The following is a 22,005-nucleotide window of genomic DNA, read 5'->3' on the forward strand; positions in this document are numbered from 1 at the left end:
ACGCGTCGTCCGCGGTGTCGGTCAGCATCTCACCGCAAAGCGTTACGGTTGCGCCCTCGCAGGTGCAGCAATTCACAGCCAGCGTATCGGGCAGTGCCAATACAGCGGTCACATGGCGGGTAGATGACGTACCTGATGGCGATGACCGGACCGGGACCATCTCCCGTGACGGTCGCTACTCAGCTCCGCAGGAGGAGGGATCGCACAATGTAATTGCCGTCAGCGTGGCGGACCCAACCAAGCAGGCCACCGCCAAAGTGGTGGTGAGCACGACTGCCATCGCCGTCTCCGTTGCACCCGCAAATGTATCGCTGACCCCGGGGCAAACGCAGCAATTCACGGCCTCAGTAACCGGCAGCGACAACCACTCTGTCACCTGGGGGGTTGATGGCGTGGCCGGCGGAAACGCCACCACCGGCATCATCACCAAAGACGGCTTTTATACCGCGCCGGCAGCGCCGGGAAACCATACCGTCGCCGCAAAAAGCGCGGCCGACTCCACCAAGATAGGAAAAGCAACCGTAACCGTCGCAGCCTCGGCCGTAGCTGCTGGCGTCCTTACGGAACGCTACGATAACGCCCGCACTGGCCTGAATCCGAATGAAACCATTCTCACGCCGGCCAATGTTAACTCCGCATCTTTCGGCAAAATCCACTCCTATGGCGTGGACAGCTCCATGTATGCACAGCCCCTGTATGTTCAGAACCTCAACATCCCGGGAAAGGGAGTTCACAATGTCATATTCGTCGCCACCGAACACGACACCGTGTACGCCTTCGACGCCGATGGGCTGGTAGATGGGCCACTTTGGAAGCGCAGCTTCATTGACCCGGCAAACGGAATAACCCCTGTCCCTACCGGAGATGTGGGCAGCACTATTTTTCCTGAGATTGGCATTACCAGTACCCCGGTCATAGATCCCGCCACCGGAACTCTGTATGTGGTTCCGCTCACCAAAGAGAACGGGGACTACGTGCAGCGACTGCACGCGCTCGACATCACCACCGGCTCCGAGAAGTTCGGCGGCCCGGTGACCCTCGAAGGAGAGATAGGGAACCTCACCTTCGACCCAAAAATCGAACTGCAGCGTGCCTCGTTATTGCTGCTGAATGGCGTCGTTTACATCGCATTCGCTTCGCATGGCGACCATGGCCCTTATCACGGCTGGATCATGGGTTATGACGCTGCAACCTTGAAGCAGGTGGTGAACTGGACCGTCTCTCCTACCGGAAATGACGGCTCGATCTGGCAGTCAGGCTGCGGTTTATCGGCAGATGCGGCGGGAAACATCTACGCCGTAACAAGCAATGGGCAATTTGATGTGGACACACACGGCTCCAATTATGGCGATTCCATCCTGAAGCTCACTCGCAATGGCAACAACTCCACTCCGAACGGGACGGGATTGGCGGTCACTGACTTCTTCACTCCCTTTAATGAGCAGCATCTGGCAGAGAATGATATTGACCTTGGATCCGCAGGATTGCTCCTCATCCCGGGTACCTCATTAGGCACAACTGCCGGTAAAGAGGGCAGTATCTACGTGGTTGATACCAACAACATGGGCCACTTCCGGGCAGGGGACAACGGGCAAATAGTTCAGTTCCTGCCCAACGCTCTGGGTCATGGCCCCGACGACAACAACTTCAGTACCGCAGCTTACTTTAACGGCTTCGTTTATTACATCGGCGAGAACGATAATGTGAAGCAATTTCAACTCGTAGGTGGCAAACTGACGAATTCTCCCGTGGCCGTGAGTCCAAACACGTTCGATCATCAAGGCGGATACCCGGTGGTTTCAGCCAACGGGACCAGCAACGGCATTTTGTGGGCGGTGGAACGGATTCCTGGACAGAATGGCATTTTGCACGCCTACGATGCCACCAACGTTGCCAGGGAACTCTACAACACCGATCAGGCTGGCAGTCGCGACCACTTTGGCAACGCCGTGAAGTTTGCCGTACCCACGGTGATTAATGGCAAGGTCTATGTCGAGGGCCTCAGCCAACTGGCCATTTACGGGTTGCTCCACTAAATGCGCCCGTCGAGAAAAGCCCTGTACTGATCAGGTGCATCTCCGGCCATCCCGGCGGGTAGCTGCACGCGTCTTAACTGTCGAGTTACGAAGTCCAGGAGACTAATCATGCTTTGGACCATCTTTGTAATCTTGTTGATTATGTGGCTGCTCGGATTCGGGTTTCACGTTGCTGGAAGCCTGATTCACTTACTGCTTGTGGTCGCTCTGGTTGTGTTAGTGATCAACCTGCTCAGCGGCCGAGGCGCCACAGTATAAGTACGTCAGTCAGTCAAAAACGGCCTTTCTGTTACACAGCCGACAAACCAGGTACGCTGTTTCTTTTGGCGCGCTCGGACAAGCTTGCTGGTCTCTCCTTGCGTAAGATCGCATCGAGGGACCACCTTCCCGGGCCGTTGATTAACAGAAAAGCGGTGGTCAGCAGTTGAGCGTACTCGGACCGCACCTCATGCAAGACTGCCCACATTCCCACCTGCGGTGGCACCGGTGGCAGCGGCAGCGGATACCGTCCCAGATACAGCGAGATTTTGGTGGAGAGAATCGCCACGATCATCTCGGCGATAAACGGGATAGCGATCAGACGTGTCATCAAGCCGGTGAGCAACAGCAATCCTCCAAAGATCTCGAGGCAAGCCACAAAATTGGCTGTGAACTGCGGAAACGGCATCCCCAGTTTTGTGAACCGCCCCACCCCCTGGTTGGCGTAAACAAACTTCAATATCCCTTCCCAGAAAAACACTCCTCCCGCCATCACCCTCAGATATAACGTCGATCTCGGACCAGAAACGGGTGGGTTGAGCAGCCAGTTCAGTACTTTCTTCATATTGTCCCTCTCCTTGAGCGGCTTTCGCGCCCGCGTAATGTAGCTAACGAGGAAAGGGAATCTTTATTCCCGCAGAAGAGTGACTAACCGCAAGAGATTTGGAAGGCGTTTTTTGCCCGCGCCCCGCCAAGCGAGTTGCCCCGAGCCAAAGTAGTGCACGATTTGCCATTTCAGGGCAGCGAGTACGCGAATTGTTTAGAAATCCTACAGATCGCAATCTGGCTAAAAAAGGGCAGCAGCCCTGAGATGGAAAGATACATTTCCCAGACGCTGCTGCCGCTTTCTTCTTTATAAAAGCTACGCTACGTCTTCGCGCTTCTTGTCTTCACCTTCTTGCTGGCTACCCTGTCCTGGCTTGCGGGGCTGTTCCTGGTCCCTCCGTTGTTGCTGGCCGAATTGACCCTGTTGTCCCTTGCCGGGTTGACCTTCTTGGCCTTGCTGACCTTGCTGAGAACCACCTTCATTCCGTTCACGATCACCCATTTTTATATTCTCCGTTTTTCTGGGGCTGCCTTAAAGTGTGGTGCGGAACTTGCAACTTGAGTTGCCCTTAATTCGAGAGCTGCGGGCGCATTATCACGAGCGTTAAGGTGTCCCGATGGGCAAGGCAACCGTATATTCACACCCGCTGTGGGTAGCAAACTGGTAGCACGGCTGGTGGCGACGGGCTGGAAAGTGGCGCGCCCTGAGAGATTCGAACTCCCGACCTTCTGGTTCGTAGCCGTTGCCGCACGAGAACTCAACAACATGCACTGAGAGTCACAGATTGCTACCGAGCGTGCTGAATGCCGCACCGGACAATGGTTTCCGAGCAGCGTTGCTTATTCAGTAGCAGTAAGGTTCGGTGGTGGGCACAAAAGTAGGCACAGTCGCGGTGCAGGGATTGTCCGCGTGCGGGAGCAGGAATTGTCTTAGGGGTATCGATTGGGGCCCCCGGGAACGAGTGCATCGTCTGGGCGCGTCTTTTAAAAACCCGGAGTGCTGCAGGTGACATCTGTTCTCGGCATTTTGGAACAATGTATTAGCTAGCCGCAGCAGAAGCTCGATCGCACACTTCCCAGCCAATTCTCGGGAGCCGGCTTCTGGCGTGGTCTATAATTGCCTCGCTTGACGCCGAATTATGGAAATGCCGACGGAGTTCGCGCGCAACATCTTCGAATATCTAAACAAATACGGCGCCATCGCCAGCGCCATTTTGACTCTTGCCGGAGCTATCTTCGCCTCCAGGAGCACGATGGCATGGCTGGAAAAGAGCCTTACCTTTCGGCGCGAAAGTGAAGTGTTCGCCACAAGTTCGCGATATAGCGTCAGAGACAACGCATATGCGGGCAGCACGGTCTCGCCTTCACAAGTTGCCAGGCAACGCGCAATAACACGCTTGGACGAAGCAAAGCAGGCGATGACGAGCGGCCGGAGTTCCGAACGGATTGCCAGAATCTCTTCCAATCTTCTGACCGTAGGGCAATACATTATCGGCGGCGTGCTCGCCAGTTCGTTCGTTCAAGAGTCTCTCTCGCCTAAAGCTGTGGGATTGCTAGGAGTCCTTGTCCTGATTGCATCTCTAGTAAAGCAACAATTTCACCCGGAGCTGAACGCAGAAAAGGCAGGAAGAAAGATCTCGCAACTGAAAGCGCTAATTCGAATTTCGGAAGATCAACTCACGATCCTCGACGCCAAAATTGCTTCAGGCCAAGATCATTCAGATGCGATGATTGCCTTACTCACGCAGATAACGCAGAGGCTGAACGAGATCGAAAATCCCGAAACAAACGAATCAATGCCTCACCTTTAGCAAAATAATACTCATCAGTGGGCACGTATATCTGTTGCAGGCGCTCGAAACCCTTAATGAGAGGATGAGTGGGCACAAAACTGGGCACAACTACGCAAATCTTGGACAAGAGCAAGTGTCGGAGAAGCTGCTAACCGCTTGAAGGAACGGAAGTAAAATGGCGCGCCCTGAGAGATTCGAACTCCCGACCTTCTGGTTCGTAGCCAGACGCTCTATCCAACTGAGCTAAGGGCGCGGCCTTTCATTTATCTTAGCATGTCACCTTACTTCGGTTACCTTCACGCGCCATTCCGTAACCCCTAATATCCTTCTGCCACTCCAAAACAAATCAGGTCCGTGGCGCGGGTTAAACGGCCCGGCTCACGGACCTGGAGATGGCACTCTCATCCGGCATGCATCTTCAATGTTTATTAGTAACCCGGGACCACAGCCTGCTCGAACAGGTGAAGCCGGCGCTGGAATCGTTTGGCATCGAGCCTGAATTTCGCTCGGACGCCTCCAGCGCTTTGAGCGCCTGTGAGCGCCGCCACCTGGATGGGTTCATGGTTGATTGCGATGATCTTCCCGGCGGGCCTGAAGCCATGGTTCGAATCCGCAACAGCCGCTCCAATCGCCTCTCCACCATATTTGCCGTTGTGAATGGCGTCACCGCTGTGAGTTCAGCGCTTGAAATGGGCGCCAGTTTCGTTCTCGCCAAACCGGTTCCTAACCATCAGCTTCACGCCTACCTGAAGATTGCTCGCGTGCTCATGGAGCGCGAACATCGCCGTTATTTTCGGTACCCGGTTGATTTGCCGGTGCAAGTTGAAGCCGAACGCGTCACCGTTGATGGCCGGGCCGTGAATATCAGTGAGGGCGGGCTTGCCATGCGCATCAGCGGCAATACCTACCTGCAAGGTACGGTGCGCCTGAATTTCGCCTTGCCGAGCATTGAGCCGCAACCCGTCGAGGCTAAGGGCGATGTGGTCTGGACCCACGCCGATGGCGTTTCTGGTGTCCGCTTTCTTCATATGCCCGACCCCTCTCGCAAACAATTCGAGAAATGGATGGCCGTCCTGCATGCCCAGCGCGAATTGCACGCACCCGAAGAGAATGCGGCCGGCCTGGGTCTTTAGCTGGACGGGTCGCCGCGCCATCTTCCGCCACATCACCTAAGTAATATTTACTGGTACTCCTCCGCCCAGTACTCTCACTTTTGCAGTTGCTGTGTTGTCAGTAATTCATGACGCCGTATTGTGGAGGAAGCAATGAGTTCAACATCCATCATGGAGATTCTCTTCGGTTGCCTGATTTCCGTCACCACCGCGTTGACCTTCATGGAAGTTCGGCGTATGCGCAAAAACTCCAAGTAGAAACACACCGGAACAGTCAAACCCTTCTTACCGCCAACACCTCGGCGGCGGCTCGTCTTCCCGTGGCAATAGCGCCATGCACCATGGCATAGTGACCTTCGTAGTGGGTCGCCTCACCCGCAAAAAATAACGTGTCCTCAACCTGCGCCGCCAACTGGCGTTGCGCGCTTTCCGCTCCTCCCACCAGCACATAGCTGTAGGCCCCTTGCGAGAACCTGTCCGCTTGCCAATCGTGGAAGTACGAAGCCTGCTGCAAATCGCGTACCAGCTTTGTCTCCACCCCTAGAGTCTGTGCCAGGGCCGTCACCGAGATTTCTTCCACCTGTTCTGATGTGCTGCCGATAAGCTTGCGGGCACTGCCTCCTGCCGTCCAGCCGGTCAGCACCGGCGCTCCCGGACGAGGGCTCCACCAGGTAGGAAAAGGTTCACTCTTAGAAAAAAGAAAGCTCATTCGCGAAAGTCCTCCAGACACACCTTTGAACGAAGGATCAGCCCAGAATGGTTCGCGAAATCGCAGCGTAATGTGGAACGCGGTCCCCATCTCCAGGCACGCCAGCGCCGACTGCTTCATCTCTAGAGAGGGTGAAAATCGTACCGGCCCAGCCGCTCCTGCCTGGAGAATGCTTAAGGGCAGGGTGATAATCGCTCGCCGCGCTTGAAAGCGCCGAACTTCCTCTACGTTCCCGGAAGTCGCTTCCACCACGACCTGGCCTCGGCTCCAGCCCACCTCCCGCACTACATGATTTAAATGAATCGCGCACCGATTGGAATCAATGCGGGCACGCAACGCTTCCACCAGGCGAACATAGCCACCCTCGATGCGGAACGCCCGATCGCCATCAATCTGCTGTTCCGCAATCTCGCCTTCTACCAGCGATCTAACACTAATGCGTGACGCGTCGGCGGCGTTGAAACCCTCTACATAGCGCGTCGCCCACTCTTTTCCGTCGTTGGAAACCTCCGGGCAGCAGTCCCTTAAAAAATCCGCAAACGACAAGTCCGGCTTTCCACCGCGGACATGTTCTTCCATGCGTTTAAAAAGTTTCTCGTACTCGGAGAACACTTTCTCTCCTTGGATCAGCTTTCCCCCGCGGGAGTACCACATCTCACCCATACCCTCTCGAACCTTCAGGGCGCCGGCTCTTACGAAATCGAATATTTCTGGCGGGCGACCGTGAACAAATTCTGCGCCCAACTCGATCGCGAATTCAGCGGTGCTGTCTGGATGGGTCCATATACGCCCTCCCATGCGATCGCGGGCCTCAATCATGGCCACATTGACGCCCGCTTCAGTGAGCGTTCCCGCAGCCGCCAGCCCCGCGGCCCCTGCTCCGATAATCAGAACATCAACTGAGTCAGTCATTTGCTAAGCATGTGCGAGCGTAACGATGGTGAAAGGCAGAATGAGACGGCTCTTTCTGTTCGATGGCATCAAGTTCAGTCCCGGTACGGAAGTAATTTCGCCTTCCTGACGTAGCCTCTATAAGATGATTTCATGTTACGGATCAGTACGGAAGAGCGCTTCGCTGTTCTCATTGCCACCGGCGGCATCGTCTGGTCGGTCAGGACCGCAACCCAGGACCCTTCCAGCCTTACACAGTTCAGCCTTCTGAACCCTGGGCCGTTAGAAATTTGTGCGATTGGTATTCTGATATGGCTGCACGCCAAGTGGCGCAGCCTAACCAAGGTTGGCTGAGCTAAGTGCGCGTTTCCACCCCGACGGCCGCTGCCATGCTCGATCCAGCTTTCAGCTGCCGCTCGATTGACTCGAAAAGCTCATTAGCGTGGATCGGTTTGGAAAGATAGCCATCCATACCCGCTTCCAGGCAGCGTTCCTGGTCGCCCTTCAGCGCATGCGCCGTCATGGCGATGATGGGAATATGTGTGCCGGTGGTTTTCTCTCTCTCGCGAATTCTGGCAGTCGCTTCCAGTCCGTCCATCTCCGGCATTTGTACATCCATCAGCACTAGATCGAACCGGTGTTGTTCCAGCGCAGCCAATGCTTTTACACCGTTCTCGGCCAGTGTCACCAAGTGCCCATTTCGCTCCAGCAAACGGACCGCCAGCTTTTGGTTAACCAGGTTGTCCTCAGCCAGCAAAATGCGTAGCTGGTGGCGGTGGTCGCGCAGGGAATGCCGGGTCACTAGAGAGGCTTGACCTCCGGCGCTCTTTCCTCTCCCCAGGGCAATTTGAATGGCTTCCAGCAACTCCGACCGCGCGACAGGTTTGGTCAGGTAAGCGGCAATCCCCAGTTCCCGGCAGCGCGCCGCATCACCCCTTTGTCCCACGGTGGTCAGCATCATAATCGCGGCGCCCGCCAGGGCCGGATCCACCTTGATGCGTTCGGCGACAGAAAAACCATCAATATCGGGCATGCGCGCGTCCAGGATCACTAGCGGGAACGGGTGCGCAGCCGTCTTGGCAAGTTCCAGGATACCCAATGCTGCTCCGCCTCCATCCGCCGGAGTCGGCTGCATGTGCCACTTTTTAAGCGTCATTTCTAAAATTTGGCGGTTGCTGGCATTGTCATCCACTACCAGGACCGCCAACCCTTTCAGGTCAATCTCAGCCGCGGAATCCAGGCTGCTCGCGTCCTTCTGGAGGCCCAGGCGGCAGGTAAAGTGAAACGAGCTTCCCGCGCCGATGTGGCTTTCCACCCAAATGCGTCCACCCATGGCCTTCACCAATCGTGAACAGATGGTCAGGCCCAATCCCGTTCCCCCGTACCTGCGGGTGGTTGAGCTATCCGCTTGGGTGAAAGCCTCAAAGATGGCTTGCTGTCTTTCCATTGGAATACCTATGCCGGTATCCGAGATCACACAATGTAAGCGGATGTGCTGTTCCGTGTGCGAGTCCTCCTCAACGCGGAGTGTCACCTCTCCGCGCTCCGTAAATTTAATGGCGTTCCCCACCAGGTTCACCACAATTTGTCGAAGGCGGCCGGGATCACCGATCAGTGCGCAAGGCGTCTCCTGCCCGATATCGCAGATCAGCTCCAACCCTTTTTCATGAGCGCGGACGGCAAGGGTCTTCAGTCCGTCCTCCAGCGCGTTGCGCAGATTGAACTCGATGGCTTCAATCTCCATCCTGCCGGCTTCAATCTTCGAAAAGTCCAGCAGGTCGTTGATGATGGTCAGCAAAGAGTCTGCGGAAGTTTTCACCATTCCCAGGAATTCACGTTGGTCGGCGTTGAGTTCGGTCTCAAGCAGCATTTCCGTCATTCCCAGGACTCCGTTCATTGGAGTGCGGATCTCGTGGCTCATGTTCGCCAGAAACTCACTCTTGGCTTGGTTGGCCGCTTCGGCCGCCAGGGAGGCGCTTCGCAGCTCAATTTGAATTCGCTCCTGGCGGTACTGGATCACCAATGTCCGGCAACTAAAGCACAGGAAGCAAGCCAGGCCAATCATTGCGGCTGAGATTATCTGCTCCCCAATAATGCACCCCGCCATTACCAGGACCAGCAGCGGATACAGTAGCGGAAAAAAATGTCGCACAATTCCGTGTCGAGTAGTCGTACTGCGTATCACCACTTCCGAACCGGCCGTGCTCCAGGTGGCGGCGATCGCCATCAGCATCACATCTCCAATGCTCCAGACGATATCGAACCAATTGCCATCTCTCAGATTTCTTCCCGGGTAGCTGTAATAAGCGCCCCCGACGCCAGCCACCACAAAGAATGTTCCCATCCGTCCAAAGAAAGCTTGTACCACTGAAGAACTGGTCAACGCACCACGCAACAAGAATGCGCTCGCCAATACTCCGTTATAGACAAGTCCCCGTTCCCATAACCGATACGCCACTTCCAGAGGAGGATGCGCTCCCGGCGGACTGTAAGAAAAATAGAGATAAACGACAACCCAGAAGAGCATCGCCTGAATGAAGTCGAAGATGCGCAGCCAGTCAAATCGCCCCTCTGCGAAATCCACGTCAAGGAAGAGCGCCATGGCCAACGGTGCGTACCAGAAAACAAACAGCACGTCGCTGACTGACTGAACGAAGTGAGAAGGAGGGAAGACCGTACCGACCGCCAGCAGTGCTTCTGAAAAGGCAAGCAGCCCAAACGCCACCGTCCCCAGGTTCCAAAAATATCGCCCCGGGCTGCCAACCGAGCGACGAGAGGCCTGGTGCGCAACCCAAGCGCACAGCATCAGCAGCAAAAACTGAATCAGGTCGGAGAGCAGCGGACCCGGTGAGTTCGTTCCCAGGAGAATCAGGACAGCAGAGTGGGCGGTGAGCAAGAAACCGACGACGGCGATCCCCCGCCAGCTTCCCATTCTTCTCAGGTTCATGCGCGTTCCGCCGAGCGCTGGCTTGCGCCGAGACCTAAATGATCAACAGCGACGGAGTCCAGCTACAGCCATCCGAATGTGGATCAGTTCAGCCTAAAGCTTCACTGGCACCTCGCCGTAGGTGACGAAAGGCTCCGTCAGCGATGGGGAAGGGAAGGTGGTTGCAAGAATCGAATCAGGATCGGGTGATGGACCATTCCATGCGGCAGGCGCACGAAGCTTCCTGCAATGCCAGTTCGGGTCTGGTCATTCAGAGTGTCTCTCCTGGTCGCGATGCACGAACAGGCCAGTCAAAAATCAGGATCGCCGCCAATAGCGTGCCGCTTAGGAGTTTCACTGCTCGTCTCAGTAACGGGTCTCCCCGGAGTTCTCCAAGAGCTCAGCTTCCTATTTCGGGGTTATTTTGATACCGCAGCCGTCGCCGGCGCGGGATCGTACTTCTCCAGCCATTTCAACTCTTCCCGCACCTTTATCTTTCCGTGCCACGGATTTTTCGAGAGCGAATGGCCCTCTCCCGGAAAGATCAATAGCGTGCTCGGTATGCCCAGCGAGTGAAGCGCGTGCTCCAGCAGGTAGTCCTCGGCCACGGCCACTCGAATATCATCGCCTCCCCCAACCACATGCGTCGGCGTTTTCACCTTGTTCATCTGGAACAGCGCCGCTTCATCGTTGTACATCGCCTGCGCCTCCCACGGACGTCCGCCAAGATAGAACGCGTCATCGAATGTCAGATCATCATTGCCCCAGTTGGCCGCATGCTCTACTGCGCCCGCGCCCGTGACTGCGGCTTTGAAGCGGGTGGTTTGCGTGATCAGCCAGTTCGTCATATAGCCGCCATAGCTGTAGCCGCCGATAGTCAGGTGATCGGGGTCGGCAATGCCCTCGCGCACCAGCGCATCCACTCCCTCAAGAATGTCCTTGCCGGGACGCGAAACTAGATGCGGCACGATTTCGCCCATGAACTTGTCACCGTACCCGCTGGAACCGCGATAGTTGGGCTCGAAGACAAGCCATCCATTGGTCGCGGCCAGCGCCGCCCATTGATACCAATCCGCCTCGAAGTGGTCCCCGTCGGCGTCCGCTGGACCACCATGGATCAGCGTAAGCATTCGCAAATGCTTGGCGCCAAACTGTCCCGGCGGATAGATCAGCATGCCTTCCACGGTGCTGCCGTCATCGGCGGTCCAACGATAAGGTTTTCCCTGCGGAAGCTCACGCTCGGCGAAAAGCTTATTGAATGACGTGATCGGACGCGCCTTCTCCAACTGATCAGCGCTCTCCGCCAGATAGACTTCGGTCGGCCGCTGCAACGACGAATACACCACCGCAACTCGCGGCGAGTGCAGGGCGGTCGCGAAGTTTTCGTAAGTGCCCGGCCATCCCTGCTTCTTGTCAAAGCCGCTGTTGGCCCCAGCCTGAGAGTAAAGTTGCACTTGTGTTCCGAGCCGCGCCGGCGCGATCAGTCCGCCGCTTGGCAGAACTTCATACCGGCTTACCGGCCCGCCAAATTTGCCAGCCCAGCGGGTCACTTGCGCGCTGTTGATGTCCAGTTGGTACACCCGGTCTTGCAGGTCGCGATAGGTACTGTCAACCGATCCCAATCCCACGCGGAAGAAGACCGTCCGGCTGTCAGGCGACCACCTGAGATCGCCCTCGAGCGCCTGATTGTGAATCAGCTGGCGCGGAGAGTATTTAGGCCCGCCTTGGGCTAGTTCCACTTCATAGATCTCATACGCTTCTACGCCTTCGACCCGGTCCGATATCGAACCCGTGTTGAACACCAGCCTGCGCCCATCCGGCGACGCCACGATCTCCTGCACCTTATATTGGCTATTCGCCACGATGCGCATTCCCGGCGTGCCCGCCTCCTCTTCTTTTTCCTTTTCCTTCGGAGTAATCGGCTGCATTCCCTCGGCAGCGTGTCGGGCCAGTGCACTCTCTAAATCGAGCGCCGCAATTACATCCCCCCGTTCCGCCTCGCGATACTGATTGACGTCGTTCCATTCTTTTTTGTAGGCATCCTTCTGGGCTTTAGTCCAGGGAGTCCGAGTGGCGAAATACAGCACGCGAGAATCAGGCGACCAGGCGAAGGCGTGAATGTCTTCATCTCCCGAAGTGATGGGGAAAGCTTCTCCGCCCGCCGGAGAGATCAGGTAAACCTGGGCCTTGCCTTTCTTGGCATCTCCGCCCTCCGCGTCGTCGGATTTCTTGTCGCCGGCCAGTTTGCGGTCCGAAATAAACGCGACCCAACGCCCGTCAGGCGACCACTGCGGATCGGTATCGTGGCCGCTCTGCGTCAACTGCGTCAGCGATCCGCCTCCCTTACTATCGTCTCTATATAGCCACAGATCTTTGCGGTAGATCTCCTGCTCCCAGTCGGCGCGCTGGGTGCCGATGACTACTTCGCGACCGTCAGGCGAGAGCTTCACCGAACTAATTGATACTCCGTTGAAAAACTCGTCGAGCGTGAGCTTGGGTTTGTCGGCAGCATTTAACGAAACAACTGCCACCTGCATTGCGAATAGAAGAGCAAAACTAACCACCAACCGCTTAATCAGCATCAGTTTTCTCCACGGAGAAGAACTAGCTATATACCTTGGAAATTGGACAAACGCAATCAGCTCGTGCCTTGGTCTGGCTCGCTTCCTTATCTCACGGCCCGGCTCAACCCAGCCCTCTCAACAACCGCTCAATGTCGTCCGAACCATTGAATAAATGAGGTGACGCCCTCAAGTTTCCTTCACGCACCGCAATGTCAATTCCGTCTTCGTAAAGAGCTCGGCAAATCTCGCGATTGCGACCCTTCTCCCGATGGCTGAACACGACGAGCGCAGACCGGCTTCCTCGCTCGGCTGGGCTCAGCAAATCGAAATCCCTCCCTAGACCTTTGACGAGCATCTCCACCAAGTCGTCATTGTGCTTCGCGATCGCGTTCATCCCCTTGTCGCAGAGATACTCAACCGCCGCCGTCCACGGCATGAAGTTGAAAAAGTTGGCGGTGCCGAAAACATCAAAAGCGGCAGCACCAAGATCGTTTGCAATTCGGTAGTCTCGCATGCTCACGCCCGTACTCCACATCATTGGCAGCCAGTAGGTCTGGATCGGCTCCAGTTCCGCGCGCAACCGAGGATGAATCCAGGCAAACCCCGTTCCGTACGGCCCGCACAGCCATTTACAGCCGGTGCTCGCGATTGCGCTGATGCCACTCTGATTGAGGTCGAGGGCGCGCGCACCCACCCCCTGTGAGCCGTTAATCACGCACCAAATGCCATTATCTCGACAGACCTCGGCAATGCTTTCCAGGTCTATTACTTCGCCGGTAAAGGAATTTACCCAGCTGCCGCAGAAGACTCGCGTCCTGCCGGTAAGTGCCGGTTTCAGCTGGTCAGCGTCGAAACCGCTGCCTTTCGGCTCCACAAACCTGACCGAAACGCCTTTGTCGCGTTGACCCAACCATGGAAAAACCGAGGCAGGAAAATCTCCCGCCAGCAACAGCACCTCATCTGCGGGTTTCCAGCGCATGCCATAGGCCAGCAAATTGATCCCGTAAGAGGCGCTATTCCCCAGAATAATATCGTCGGCACTGGCGTTGAAAAGTCTTGCCAGGGCGGCCTTCAGGCTCCTGGGAACTTCCAAAAAATCATCATCGGTAATGCGCCACGGTTCGACTTTCATCCGCAGCGCTTCGTTCAAGGCGGCGACCGCGCTTTTAGGTATGGGCGCCTGATGTGCGGTATTCAGCCAGACACGGCCATTGAATGGCCCAAAGTCCTCGGACAGCGGTTTCATCCTTTGGTTGACAGCTTGTTGAGAAAATCCACCACCTCGGGTTCAGTCCAATCCACCGCGCCGATGAACTTGCGGCGCACAATGCCGTTACGGTCAATGATGTACGTCTCGGGGAACTTGAAAGTCCCGTACAGCCGATTGCTCTTCTGATCCACGTCTCGTACGGTGAGCAAGTCAATTTTATGCTCTTGTAAAAACTGGTGATAGGACTGGCCGCTCGCATCCAGGCTCACCGCCAGCACCTCTACGCCACGGTCCTTCATCTTCGACTGCATGGCCACCAGCGACGGCATTTCTTCGACACATGGAGCGCACCACGTTGCCCAGAAATTCAGCACCACAACTTTGCCGTGCAGGTCGTGCAATGAGACCGCGCGCTCGCTGTCCTTTACCGTGAAATCAGGCGCTGGCGTCCCAATTCCCGGCGGCCGAGTTCCGCTATAACAGCCGCTCAATAGGCCAGCCACAAGCAATGCGAACCAGGAGAGATGCTTCACAAAGCTATAATAAACAATTCGTATGCTTAGGTCTCCGACTGACTCAAAGCGACAGCCGGGAGAGCAGGGAAGCGATGCTCCCGAGGTTTCCGTAATTGTCCCCGCGCGTAATGAGGAAGACTGCCTGGGAGCCTGCCTGCAGTCCATCGTGACTCAGGATGCAGTTGATTTCGAGGTCATCGTGGTGGACGACGATTCCACCGACCGCACTCGCGAAATCGCCTCGTCGTTTGCGAATGTCCAGGTTGTGCACGCCGCTCCCCTGCGCCCTGGCCGCACCGGCAAGTCGAACGCCCTCGCCACCGGTGCGACTCATGCGCGTGGCACCGGGCTGCTTTTTACCGACGCTGATACCGTGCATTTGCCGGGATCACTCGGCCGCACTGTGCTCGAAGCTCAGGCACACCACGCTGCGCTCCTTTCTTATTCTCCCGCCCAGGAAGTGCACGGGTTTTGGGAAAAGGCCATTATGCCGGTGGTCTTTGCCGAACTCACGGCCACCTTCCGCACCGAAGACGTTAACGATCCTGCCTCTCCCGTCGCTGCCGCCAATGGTCAGTATCTGTTTATCCGCCGCGATGTTTATGAGAGCATCGGTGGGTTCGCCTCACTTTCCCAAAGCCTGCTCGAAGACGTGGATCTGGCCCGCGCTGTAAAGCGTGCGGGTTATCCTGTGTATTTCCGCTTCGGCGGGGACGCCGTACGCACGCGCATGTACCGCAACTTCGCTGATCTTCGCCAGGGCTGGACCAAAAATCTGGCGCTGCTCTTTCCATCGCCGGGACAACTTGCGATCAAGCGCGCCTTGGAATTTCTGGTCGTGCTTGTTGGGACGACCACCGCTCTCATTGCCGCTCTAAAAAACGCTCCCGGTCTGGCCGTATCAGCCGGAGCCCTCGCCGCCACCCTCTATGCCCTCTTTTTACGCCGTATTCGTCGCGCCCATTTCGGCTGGGACGCCAACCTGCTGGCAATCTTCGGCTTGCCAGTTTTCGTGTTACTTTTGCGGCGCTCGCAACTCTCTCATAGGCGAGGGGCGATCGTATGGAAAGGTCGTACCTACGGAGGACGTGCATTCCCGGCGCAGAAACCGGGAGACATGCGCGCGGAAGCTGTTGGCGCGCACCGGAGTGGCACCTAGGTTACGAGGAACTTCATGGTTTACCTGACCCGCAAAGCCGAGTTTTCCGCCTCGCACTACTACCACAATCCGGACCTGAGCCCGGAGGAAAATCGCCGCCTTTTCGGAAAGTGCAACAATCCCAACGGTCACGGGCACAACTACACTCTCGAAGTTACCGTCAAAGGCGAGGTCAATCCCCGCTCCGGTTTCGTGGTGGACCTCAAGCAGCTCAAGGACATTCTCAACCGCGAAGTTCTCGATGCCATGGATCACCGCTTCTTGAACAAAGAGGTGCCAGAATTCGCTCGGCAAATTCCCACTACCGAAAACATTGCCATTGCCGTCTGGCAGCGTCTGCAGCCGCGTCTTCAAGCTGCGCAACTGCATCGGGTGCGAGTTTACGAGACACCCGACTTGTTCGTGGATTTTTATGGGGAGCCATGAAAGCTCATCTCACACGCCGCTATATGTTTTCTGCGTCGCACCGCCTGCACAGCGAGCAGATGTCGGAGGAGGAAAATCGCCGCACGTACGGCAAGTGCAATAATCCCTATGGTCACGGTCATAACTACGCGCTTGAAGTAACCGTCAGCGGCCAGGTAGATCCGAGCACGGGAATGGTCTGCAATCTTGTGGATCTCGATCATTTTGTCGAACGAGAGGTGCTGCAGCGCTTCGACCACGAGAATCTGAACCTTCGCCCGGAGTTCAAAACTGACGTTCCCACGACAGAAAACTTGTGTACTGAGATTTATAACGTTTTGCATCGCGGCTTCCGCGCCGCTCATCTGGAGAAGGTCAGATTAGAAGAGACCATGATGAATTCGTTCGAGTACGCCGGCCAGGCTGAGCTCCGCCATTAGCCGGCAGGGAGCAGGGAAGCAATGAAGGAAACCGTAGCCACCACGCTAACCAGCGCCAGCTTTGAAGAGCTGGTGCGAGAAATGATTATTCGGTTGGGTGAAGATCCCAAACGGGAAGGGCTGGAGCGAACGCCCACACGAGTGCATCATGCTTTAGAGCAGCTCACGCGCGGTTACCGGGAAGATCCCGAAAGCATCTTGCGCGGCGCTCTGTTTACCGTGAGCTACGATGAAATGGTAATTGTCAAGGATATTGAGATGTTCAGCCTGTGCGAGCACCACCTGCTGCCCTTCTTCGGCAAAGTGCATGTGGCCTACATTCCCAAAGGCAAAGTGATCGGCCTCAGCAAACTCCCCCGCCTGGTGGATGTTTTTGCCCGCCGCCTGCAAGTGCAGGAGCGCCTTACGACCCAGATCGCAGAGACCATTCAGAACGCTATCGAACCCCAAGGCGTGGGTGTAGTGATCGAGGCGCGCCACCTGTGCATGATGATGCGTGGCGTTGAAAAGCAACACTCTGCCGCGGTGACTTCATCCATGCTCGGCGTCTTCCGCGACGGCCGTGAGACCCGCGAAGAGTTCCTCTCCCTCATTCGCCAACGCACCAACGGAGTCTAGAACTTGCCAAAGCCCGATGGCGAACGCCTGGCCGGCAAGATTGCCCTGGTCACTGGCGCTACGCGTGGTATCGGTCTCGCCATAGCGCGAGTTCTCGCTGCCGAAGGCTGTCAGCTGGTGATCACCGGACGCGACAACCAGACACTGCAAGCTGTCGCGCGTGATCTCTCGCCGGCCGAAGTTCTTGCCCAACCCTGCGACGTCCGCGATCCGTCTTCCGTTTCAGCTCTCTTCGCAGCCATCAAACAAGAGTTCGGCCATCTCGATTCTCTCATCAACAATGCCGGCGTTTCCCATGCAATTGCCAGTGTCGAAAAATTACTGCTCGAGGCCTGGACCGATGTAATTGCCACCAACCTGACGGGCACATTCCTGGTCACGCGCGCGGCGCTGCCACTCCTGGGTAATGGCGGCGCGATCGTCAATAACCTTTCCATAGCAGCCATCCGCGTCTTTGCCGGCCAGGCCGCCTATTGCGCGTCCAAGCACGCCGCGCTGGCACTCACCAAAAGCCTTCGCGAAGAAGTTCGCCCGCTAGGTATTCGCGTAATCGCTTTATTGCCCGGGGCCACCGATACCGACATCTGGCAGCAGTTCTGGCCGGATGCTCCGCGTGCACGCATGCTTCGCCCTGAAACCGTTGCTGCCGCCGTTCTAGACGCCATCCTGCTGCCCCCCGACAGCACCGTGGAAGAGGTCGTCCTGATGCCCACCAGCGGCGCCCTTTAAAAACGTTGGTACAATTTGGCAGGAAGCGCTAGTGCATCCTGAGCTCAGTTCCCCAACTTCTCGCGCACTATACGCTTTTGAAAACAGAAGCTGCGGAAAACGACCGGACTAATTAGACCAGGACTTTCCTCGGTGGCACGCAAACCGAATCAAACCAGCGGCTTATAAACACCTCGGCATGGGCTTCTCCACAGCAGTGCCTTGCCGAATCAGAATTTGCGATCTCGGATTTCCATTTATATACGGCGAGCTTTTCACCGTCGCACTCGATCACAAACCAGTGCAGCGGATGATCACTTACGTTCCCGCAAATCTCGCATTTGTATTCTCTTTGGCTCGTCATGGTCCTCGGATCCCGGGGTCAATTCGGAGTAGGTTCGCAAATTATATATTGCAGGACCGAACCCTCCCATTCATTACGGCTGACCATTCTGCCGATGTACCCATCTGGTCATTGCACCGAAGTCGGGTAACTGTTACCACACTATCGGTAACTGCCCCAATGTGCTTTCGACCAGCAGAATGGTCGAATGTTCATATTTTTTGGGTGGTTAATGGCGCGCGTTGTCTCAGGCCTCCAGGTGCCCTGGTGGTACGGCAGCTTTGCTGTTGCCGGGCTGCTGGTTTCCTGGGGTGTGTGGGGACTGTTCTCTCAGGCCTGGTATGCGCGGCGGCACGGGAAGAAGAACACCTTCGGACGTCAACACGTTGAACTGCTTAGCGATTAACGCGAATTCTTAAATGAAAAGATTAGGTAAATTCGCCCGCCTGTTTGTCGCCTTTGCCGGATCAGTGTGGGGAATGCGGCTCTGCTCCCCGTGGTTGAAAAGCGGTGTACCAACCGTATTTGCCAGCGGCCTGCTGCTCCTCACCGTGCTTTCCGTGGCGTTAGCGATGGTAGTGAACGAAGAAGTTAAAAGAGACACTCTGGAGATGGAAGAAAACCCTGCTTCAAACCCCAACAACAACGTCCTCCAATAAACCTAATTAGTTGTTAGGCAGTTGCTACGCGGAGGAACCCAAAGTAAAAGTTTCCGGGGAGCGGTAAATCCTACCAAAGTCGAACTCTGACTCACTTTGGAAGCGCTGATATACAAGGACTTACCGGAGTTGCCGAGTTGGCATGAGAGATGCAACAACCGGGCCAGACGAAGTGGCGCGCAACAGGGGCGCTCTCGAGAATAAACTTCGGCCAGAGGTTTTCTTGAGCGCCCCTTTTGCTTTTCCTGCGATTCCTGAACTCCTGCTTTGTCACCCCTGCGCACAATTGAACTTGGAAAGCTAGAGCAGCTCAACATTCCATTCGCATTCACGCCAGGACCAGCTTCTCTCCTAAATCTAATCCGCCGCGACGCAGCAAATTCGCCACATCGGTTTCTTTTAGGCGCGAAGCATCAAACTCCACCCGCACCGTGTGGTCCTTCTCACTGAAACTGATGCGTCGTATGCCGTAAACTTCGCGCACTTTGTCAATCGCGCGCAACTCCGCCTCGCCCGGCGTGGCTCCATAACGATAGACAACTTCCAATTGGGTCACTCCCATTCCCTCCGCTGCGAATCGATTCCCGCGAACTCACGATCTAATATAGCCTGTTCATTGAAAAATCATGGTTCCGGACATTAAGCGACAGGGCACGTTGCAGAAGGACCCCGTCTGTGGCATGGACGTAGATCCCGCCTCTGCCAAGCACCAACTCGAGCACGCCGGAAGGACTTACTACTTCTGCTGCGCTAGTTGTGCGGAAAAATTCCGCAGTGATCCCCAGAGATACCTGGCCCGCGAGTACGCCCGGTTAGTACATCCGCAAAAGCCCGCTCCAAAATTGCTTTCCATCCAGCCAGCTTCCACTTCTTACACCTGCCCCATGCACCCGGAAATCCACCAGCCACGTCCCGGCGCATGCCCCAAATGCGGAATGGCATTGGAACCGGAATTTCCCTTTGCACAACCCGCGGCGCAGGTTGAATACACCTGCCCCATGCACCCCGAGGTCATCTCGCCCGTTCCCGGTACATGCCCCAAGTGCGGCATGGCGCTCGAACCGCGAACCGTAGCCGCTGCGACAGAAGAACAAAATCCCGAACTGCGCGACATGAGGCGTCGCTTCTGCTTCAGTGTGGCCCTGACTATACCGACCGTATTTCTGGCCATGTCGGACATGGTTCCTGGCCAGCCGCTGCAGCATGCGCTCGGGGCACGCCTGATCACTTGGCTGGACTTGGCGTTGAGCACTCCCGTAGTGCTCTGGGGTGGATGGCCGTTCTTCCAGCGTGGCTGGGCCTCAATCAAGAACCGCAGCGCCAACATGTTCACCCTGATCGCCATGGGCATCGGGGTGGCCTATGTGTACAGCGTGATCGCCACCGTGGCACCCGCCATGCTTCCACCTTCCTTTCGCGGCGAAGGCGGTACTGCCCACGTTTATTTCGAAATCGCCGCGTCAATCACTGCTCTGGTCCTGTTAGGACAAGTGCTGGAGCTGCGCGCCCGCAGCCAGACCAGCAGCGCCATTCGCGCGCTGCTCGACCTCTCCCCGAAAATCGCGCGCCGCGTGCTGAGCGGCGGCCTGGAAGAGGACGTTCCTCTTGCCCAGGTGCAGCCGGGCGATCGCCTGCGCGTTCGCCCGGGAGAAAAAATCCCGGTAGATGGCGTGGTTCTTGAGGGCCAGAGTTCGATGGATGAATCCATGATCACGGGCGAATCGCTCCCCATAGAGAAAGGCCCCGGCAGCCGTCTCATCGGTGGCAGCGTGAACGGCACCGGATCATTGATCATGCGCGCCGAGCGTGTCGGCTCGGAAACGCTGCTGGCGCAAATTGTGCGCATGGTCAGCGAGGCCCAGCGCAGCCGCGCTCCCATTCAGCGTCTTGCCGATCGCGTCTCGGCCTGGTTCGTGCCCCTAGTGATTGCCATTGCCATATTGACGTTTGTCGCCTGGGCCATTTTCGGCCCGCAGCCGCGACTCGCCTACGCCCTGGTGAACGCCGTGGCTGTGCTGATTATTGCTTGCCCGTGCGCGCTCGGCCTCGCCACCCCGATCGCCATAATGGTTGCCACCGGACGAGGTGCCCACGCCGGCATGCTCATCCGCCATGCCGAAGCGCTCGAACTCCTGCAAAAAGTGGACACGCTGGTGGTGGACAAAACCGGTACGCTCACCGAAGGCAAGCCGCGCGTTCTCTCTGTCATTGCGTCCGGAATCGAAGAAAATCAACTCTTGCGTCTGCTGGCCAGCTTGGAGCAGGGAAGCGAGCACCCACTCGCTGGCGCCATGCTCATGGCCGCACGAGAGCGGGATCTAAAGCTGTCCGAGGTGCGCGAGTTTCGCTCGCTCACCGGCCAGGGTATCGTTGGCAGAGTGGAGAGTAAAGCCGGGGGCAGGGAAGTGGCCGCCGGCAATGAGAAGCTCTTCCAGGAACTGAAGATCGACCTCGCGCCGTTGCAACAGCGCGCTCAGGAACTGCGCGAGCAAGGCCAAACGGTCGTCTTTGTCGCGGTTGATGGCAAGCCGTCCGGGCTGATCGGCATTGCTGATCCGATAAAACAGTCCACACCCCAGGCACTCAGCGACCTGCGCCGGCAGGGAATTCGCCTCATGATGCTCACCGGCGATAACCGTGCTACCGCGCGGGCCGTTGCGAAAGAGCTGGGCTTGGGTGAGGGAGAATTCGAGGCCGAAGTCCTGCCCCATCGCAAGCTCGAGGTCGTTCGCGACCTGCAGGCCAAAGGGCGCGTGGTCGCAATGGCGGGAGATGGCATCAACGATGCGCCCGCGCTCGCCCAGGCTGACGTCGGCATTGCCATGGGCACGGGCACGGACGTTGCCATTGAGAGCGGCGGCATCACCCTGGTGAAAGGCGACCTGCGCGGTATCGTTCGCGCACGGCGGCTAAGCCAGGCAACCATGCGCAATATCCGCCAGAATCTCTTTTTCGCCTTCGTCTATAACTCGCTTGGAGTCCCCCTCGCCGCCGGCGTGCTGTATCCCTTCTTTGGCTTGCTGCTCAGTCCCATCATCGCCGCCGCGGCCATGAGCTTCAGTTCCGTGTCCGTGATAACCAACTCTTTGCGCTTACGTAAGCTGCAACTCTAG

General features: G+C 56.8%; 21 protein-coding genes and 1 tRNA gene. 13 read left to right on the forward strand and 9 right to left on the reverse strand.

Annotated elements, in window-relative coordinates:
• Window positions 1–14: 14 nt before the first annotated feature.
• On the forward strand, window positions 15–2,036 hold the full coding sequence (locus tag VFA76_17720; GenBank protein ID HZR33688.1) for a pyrrolo-quinoline quinone: 2,022 nt from the start codon (window positions 15–17) through the stop codon (window positions 2,034–2,036).
• Window positions 2,037–2,144: 108 nt separating this feature from the next.
• A complete protein-coding gene (locus VFA76_17725) occupies window positions 2,145–2,294 on the forward strand; it encodes a lmo0937 family membrane protein (GenBank protein ID HZR33689.1) in 150 nt (49 codons plus the stop codon).
• Between the two features lie 31 nt (window positions 2,295–2,325).
• On the opposite strand, the gene VFA76_17730 is transcribed toward VFA76_17725, so the two are convergent.
• Window positions 2,326–2,859 (reverse strand): DoxX family protein, encoded by a 534-nt coding sequence (locus tag VFA76_17730; protein HZR33690.1) that lies wholly within the window; start codon window positions 2,857–2,859, stop codon window positions 2,326–2,328.
• Window positions 2,860–3,156: 297 nt separating this feature from the next.
• Window positions 3,157–3,342: a hypothetical protein gene (locus VFA76_17735; GenBank protein ID HZR33691.1), complete on the reverse strand. Its 186-nt coding sequence runs from the start codon at window positions 3,340–3,342 to the stop codon at window positions 3,157–3,159.
• Between the two features lie 643 nt (window positions 3,343–3,985).
• Between VFA76_17735 and VFA76_17740 the strand changes: the two genes are divergently transcribed.
• Window positions 3,986–4,651 (forward strand): hypothetical protein, encoded by a 666-nt coding sequence (locus VFA76_17740; GenBank protein ID HZR33692.1) that lies wholly within the window; start codon window positions 3,986–3,988, stop codon window positions 4,649–4,651.
• A gap of 158 nt (window positions 4,652–4,809) precedes the next feature.
• On the opposite strand, the gene VFA76_17745 is transcribed toward VFA76_17740, so the two are convergent.
• Window positions 4,810–4,886, reverse strand: a tRNA-Arg gene (locus VFA76_17745).
• A 139-nt stretch (window positions 4,887–5,025) separates the two neighbouring features.
• On the opposite strand from VFA76_17745, the gene VFA76_17750 reads away from it, so the two are divergent.
• A complete protein-coding gene (locus VFA76_17750) occupies window positions 5,026–5,766 on the forward strand; it encodes a PilZ domain-containing protein (protein HZR33693.1) in 741 nt (246 codons plus the stop codon).
• 253 nt (window positions 5,767–6,019) lie between these two features.
• On the opposite strand, the gene VFA76_17755 is transcribed toward VFA76_17750, so the two are convergent.
• A complete protein-coding gene (locus VFA76_17755) occupies window positions 6,020–7,366 on the reverse strand; it encodes an NAD(P)/FAD-dependent oxidoreductase (protein ID HZR33694.1) in 1,347 nt (448 codons plus the stop codon).
• Between the two features lie 132 nt (window positions 7,367–7,498).
• Between VFA76_17755 and VFA76_17760 the strand changes: the two genes are divergently transcribed.
• On the forward strand, window positions 7,499–7,699 hold the full coding sequence (locus tag VFA76_17760; protein HZR33695.1) for a hypothetical protein: 201 nt from the start codon (window positions 7,499–7,501) through the stop codon (window positions 7,697–7,699).
• A gap of 1 nt (window position 7,700) precedes the next feature.
• Here the strand turns inward: VFA76_17760 and VFA76_17765 are convergent, their stop codons facing one another.
• The 4 genes from VFA76_17765 to VFA76_17780 form a co-directional block, all read right to left on the reverse strand.
• Window positions 7,701–10,292: a response regulator gene (locus tag VFA76_17765; GenBank protein ID HZR33696.1), complete on the reverse strand. Its 2,592-nt coding sequence runs from the start codon at window positions 10,290–10,292 to the stop codon at window positions 7,701–7,703.
• A gap of 398 nt (window positions 10,293–10,690) precedes the next feature.
• A complete protein-coding gene (locus tag VFA76_17770) occupies window positions 10,691–12,853 on the reverse strand; it encodes a prolyl oligopeptidase family serine peptidase (GenBank protein ID HZR33697.1) in 2,163 nt (720 codons plus the stop codon).
• Between the two features lie 103 nt (window positions 12,854–12,956).
• The gene (locus VFA76_17775) at window positions 12,957–14,081 is read right to left on the reverse strand and encodes an aminotransferase class V-fold PLP-dependent enzyme (GenBank protein ID HZR33698.1); all 1,125 of its coding nucleotides are present in this window, start codon (window positions 14,079–14,081) and stop codon (window positions 12,957–12,959) included.
• Window positions 14,078–14,578: a TlpA disulfide reductase family protein gene (locus VFA76_17780; protein ID HZR33699.1), complete on the reverse strand. Its 501-nt coding sequence runs from the start codon at window positions 14,576–14,578 to the stop codon at window positions 14,078–14,080. The genes VFA76_17775 and VFA76_17780 overlap by 4 nt, the downstream gene beginning before the upstream one ends.
• 22 nt (window positions 14,579–14,600) lie before the next feature.
• Between VFA76_17780 and VFA76_17785 the strand changes: the two genes are divergently transcribed.
• The 7 genes from VFA76_17785 (at window position 14,601) to VFA76_17815 (ending at window position 18,892) form a co-directional block, all read left to right on the forward strand.
• Entirely contained in the window at window positions 14,601–15,719 is a 1,119-nt protein-coding gene (locus VFA76_17785; GenBank protein HZR33700.1) for a glycosyltransferase, read from the forward strand.
• A gap of 15 nt (window positions 15,720–15,734) precedes the next feature.
• Entirely contained in the window at window positions 15,735–16,145 is a 411-nt protein-coding gene (locus VFA76_17790) for a 6-carboxytetrahydropterin synthase (protein ID HZR33701.1), read from the forward strand.
• Window positions 16,142–16,564, forward strand: a complete 423-nt coding sequence (locus tag VFA76_17795) for a 6-carboxytetrahydropterin synthase (protein HZR33702.1) — start codon at window positions 16,142–16,144, stop codon at window positions 16,562–16,564. The genes VFA76_17790 and VFA76_17795 overlap by 4 nt, the downstream gene beginning before the upstream one ends.
• A 21-nt stretch (window positions 16,565–16,585) precedes the next feature.
• Window positions 16,586–17,182, forward strand: a complete 597-nt coding sequence (gene folE / locus VFA76_17800; GenBank protein ID HZR33703.1) for a GTP cyclohydrolase I FolE — start codon at window positions 16,586–16,588, stop codon at window positions 17,180–17,182.
• 3 nt (window positions 17,183–17,185) lie between these two features.
• The gene (locus VFA76_17805) at window positions 17,186–17,911 is read left to right on the forward strand and encodes an SDR family oxidoreductase (protein ID HZR33704.1); all 726 of its coding nucleotides are present in this window, start codon (window positions 17,186–17,188) and stop codon (window positions 17,909–17,911) included.
• A gap of 530 nt (window positions 17,912–18,441) precedes the next feature.
• Window positions 18,442–18,639, forward strand: a complete 198-nt coding sequence (locus tag VFA76_17810; GenBank protein ID HZR33705.1) for a hypothetical protein — start codon at window positions 18,442–18,444, stop codon at window positions 18,637–18,639.
• Between the two features lie 13 nt (window positions 18,640–18,652).
• Entirely contained in the window at window positions 18,653–18,892 is a 240-nt protein-coding gene (locus VFA76_17815) for a hypothetical protein (GenBank protein HZR33706.1), read from the forward strand.
• A gap of 328 nt (window positions 18,893–19,220) precedes the next feature.
• Here VFA76_17815 and VFA76_17820 read toward each other — a convergent pair whose 3' ends face one another.
• Complete coding sequence (locus VFA76_17820) at window positions 19,221–19,448, reverse strand: hypothetical protein (GenBank protein ID HZR33707.1); 228 nt, start codon at window positions 19,446–19,448, stop codon at window positions 19,221–19,223.
• Between the two features lie 70 nt (window positions 19,449–19,518).
• Here VFA76_17820 and VFA76_17825 point away from each other — a divergent pair, with 70 nt between their 5' ends.
• Window positions 19,519–22,005, forward strand: a complete 2,487-nt coding sequence (locus tag VFA76_17825) for a heavy metal translocating P-type ATPase (protein HZR33708.1) — start codon at window positions 19,519–19,521, stop codon at window positions 22,003–22,005.

This window comes from Terriglobales bacterium (assembly GCA_035651655.1).
In the GTDB taxonomy this organism is placed as follows: Bacteria; Acidobacteriota; Terriglobia; order Terriglobales; family Acidobacteriaceae; genus DASRFG01.

Excerpts from the sequence above, each read along its gene's own strand:
- VFA76_17725 (HZR33689.1), top strand. The coding sequence starts at position 2,145 with ATGCTTTGGACCATCTTTGTAATCTTGTTGATTATGTGGCTGCTCGGA.
- VFA76_17730 (HZR33690.1), bottom strand. The coding sequence starts at position 2,859 with ATGAAGAAAGTACTGAACTGGCTGCTCAACCCACCCGTTTCTGGTCCG.
- VFA76_17735 (HZR33691.1), bottom strand. The coding sequence starts at position 3,342 with ATGGGTGATCGTGAACGGAATGAAGGTGGTTCTCAGCAAGGTCAGCAA.
- VFA76_17740 (HZR33692.1), top strand. The coding sequence starts at position 3,986 with ATGCCGACGGAGTTCGCGCGCAACATCTTCGAATATCTAAACAAATAC.
- VFA76_17750 (HZR33693.1), top strand. The coding sequence starts at position 5,026 with ATGGCACTCTCATCCGGCATGCATCTTCAATGTTTATTAGTAACCCGG.
- VFA76_17755 (HZR33694.1), bottom strand. The coding sequence starts at position 7,366 with ATGACTGACTCAGTTGATGTTCTGATTATCGGAGCAGGGGCCGCGGGG.
- VFA76_17760 (HZR33695.1), top strand. The coding sequence starts at position 7,499 with ATGTTACGGATCAGTACGGAAGAGCGCTTCGCTGTTCTCATTGCCACC.
- VFA76_17765 (HZR33696.1), bottom strand. The coding sequence starts at position 10,292 with ATGAACCTGAGAAGAATGGGAAGCTGGCGGGGGATCGCCGTCGTCGGT.
- VFA76_17770 (HZR33697.1), bottom strand. The coding sequence starts at position 12,853 with ATGCTGATTAAGCGGTTGGTGGTTAGTTTTGCTCTTCTATTCGCAATG.
- VFA76_17775 (HZR33698.1), bottom strand. The coding sequence starts at position 14,081 with ATGAAACCGCTGTCCGAGGACTTTGGGCCATTCAATGGCCGTGTCTGG.
- VFA76_17785 (HZR33700.1), top strand. The coding sequence starts at position 14,601 with ATGCTTAGGTCTCCGACTGACTCAAAGCGACAGCCGGGAGAGCAGGGA.
- VFA76_17790 (HZR33701.1), top strand. The coding sequence starts at position 15,735 with ATGGTTTACCTGACCCGCAAAGCCGAGTTTTCCGCCTCGCACTACTAC.
- VFA76_17795 (HZR33702.1), top strand. The coding sequence starts at position 16,142 with ATGAAAGCTCATCTCACACGCCGCTATATGTTTTCTGCGTCGCACCGC.
- folE (HZR33703.1), top strand. The coding sequence starts at position 16,586 with ATGAAGGAAACCGTAGCCACCACGCTAACCAGCGCCAGCTTTGAAGAG.
- VFA76_17810 (HZR33705.1), top strand. The coding sequence starts at position 18,442 with ATGTTCATATTTTTTGGGTGGTTAATGGCGCGCGTTGTCTCAGGCCTC.
- VFA76_17815 (HZR33706.1), top strand. The coding sequence starts at position 18,653 with ATGAAAAGATTAGGTAAATTCGCCCGCCTGTTTGTCGCCTTTGCCGGA.
- VFA76_17825 (HZR33708.1), top strand. The coding sequence starts at position 19,519 with ATGGTTCCGGACATTAAGCGACAGGGCACGTTGCAGAAGGACCCCGTC.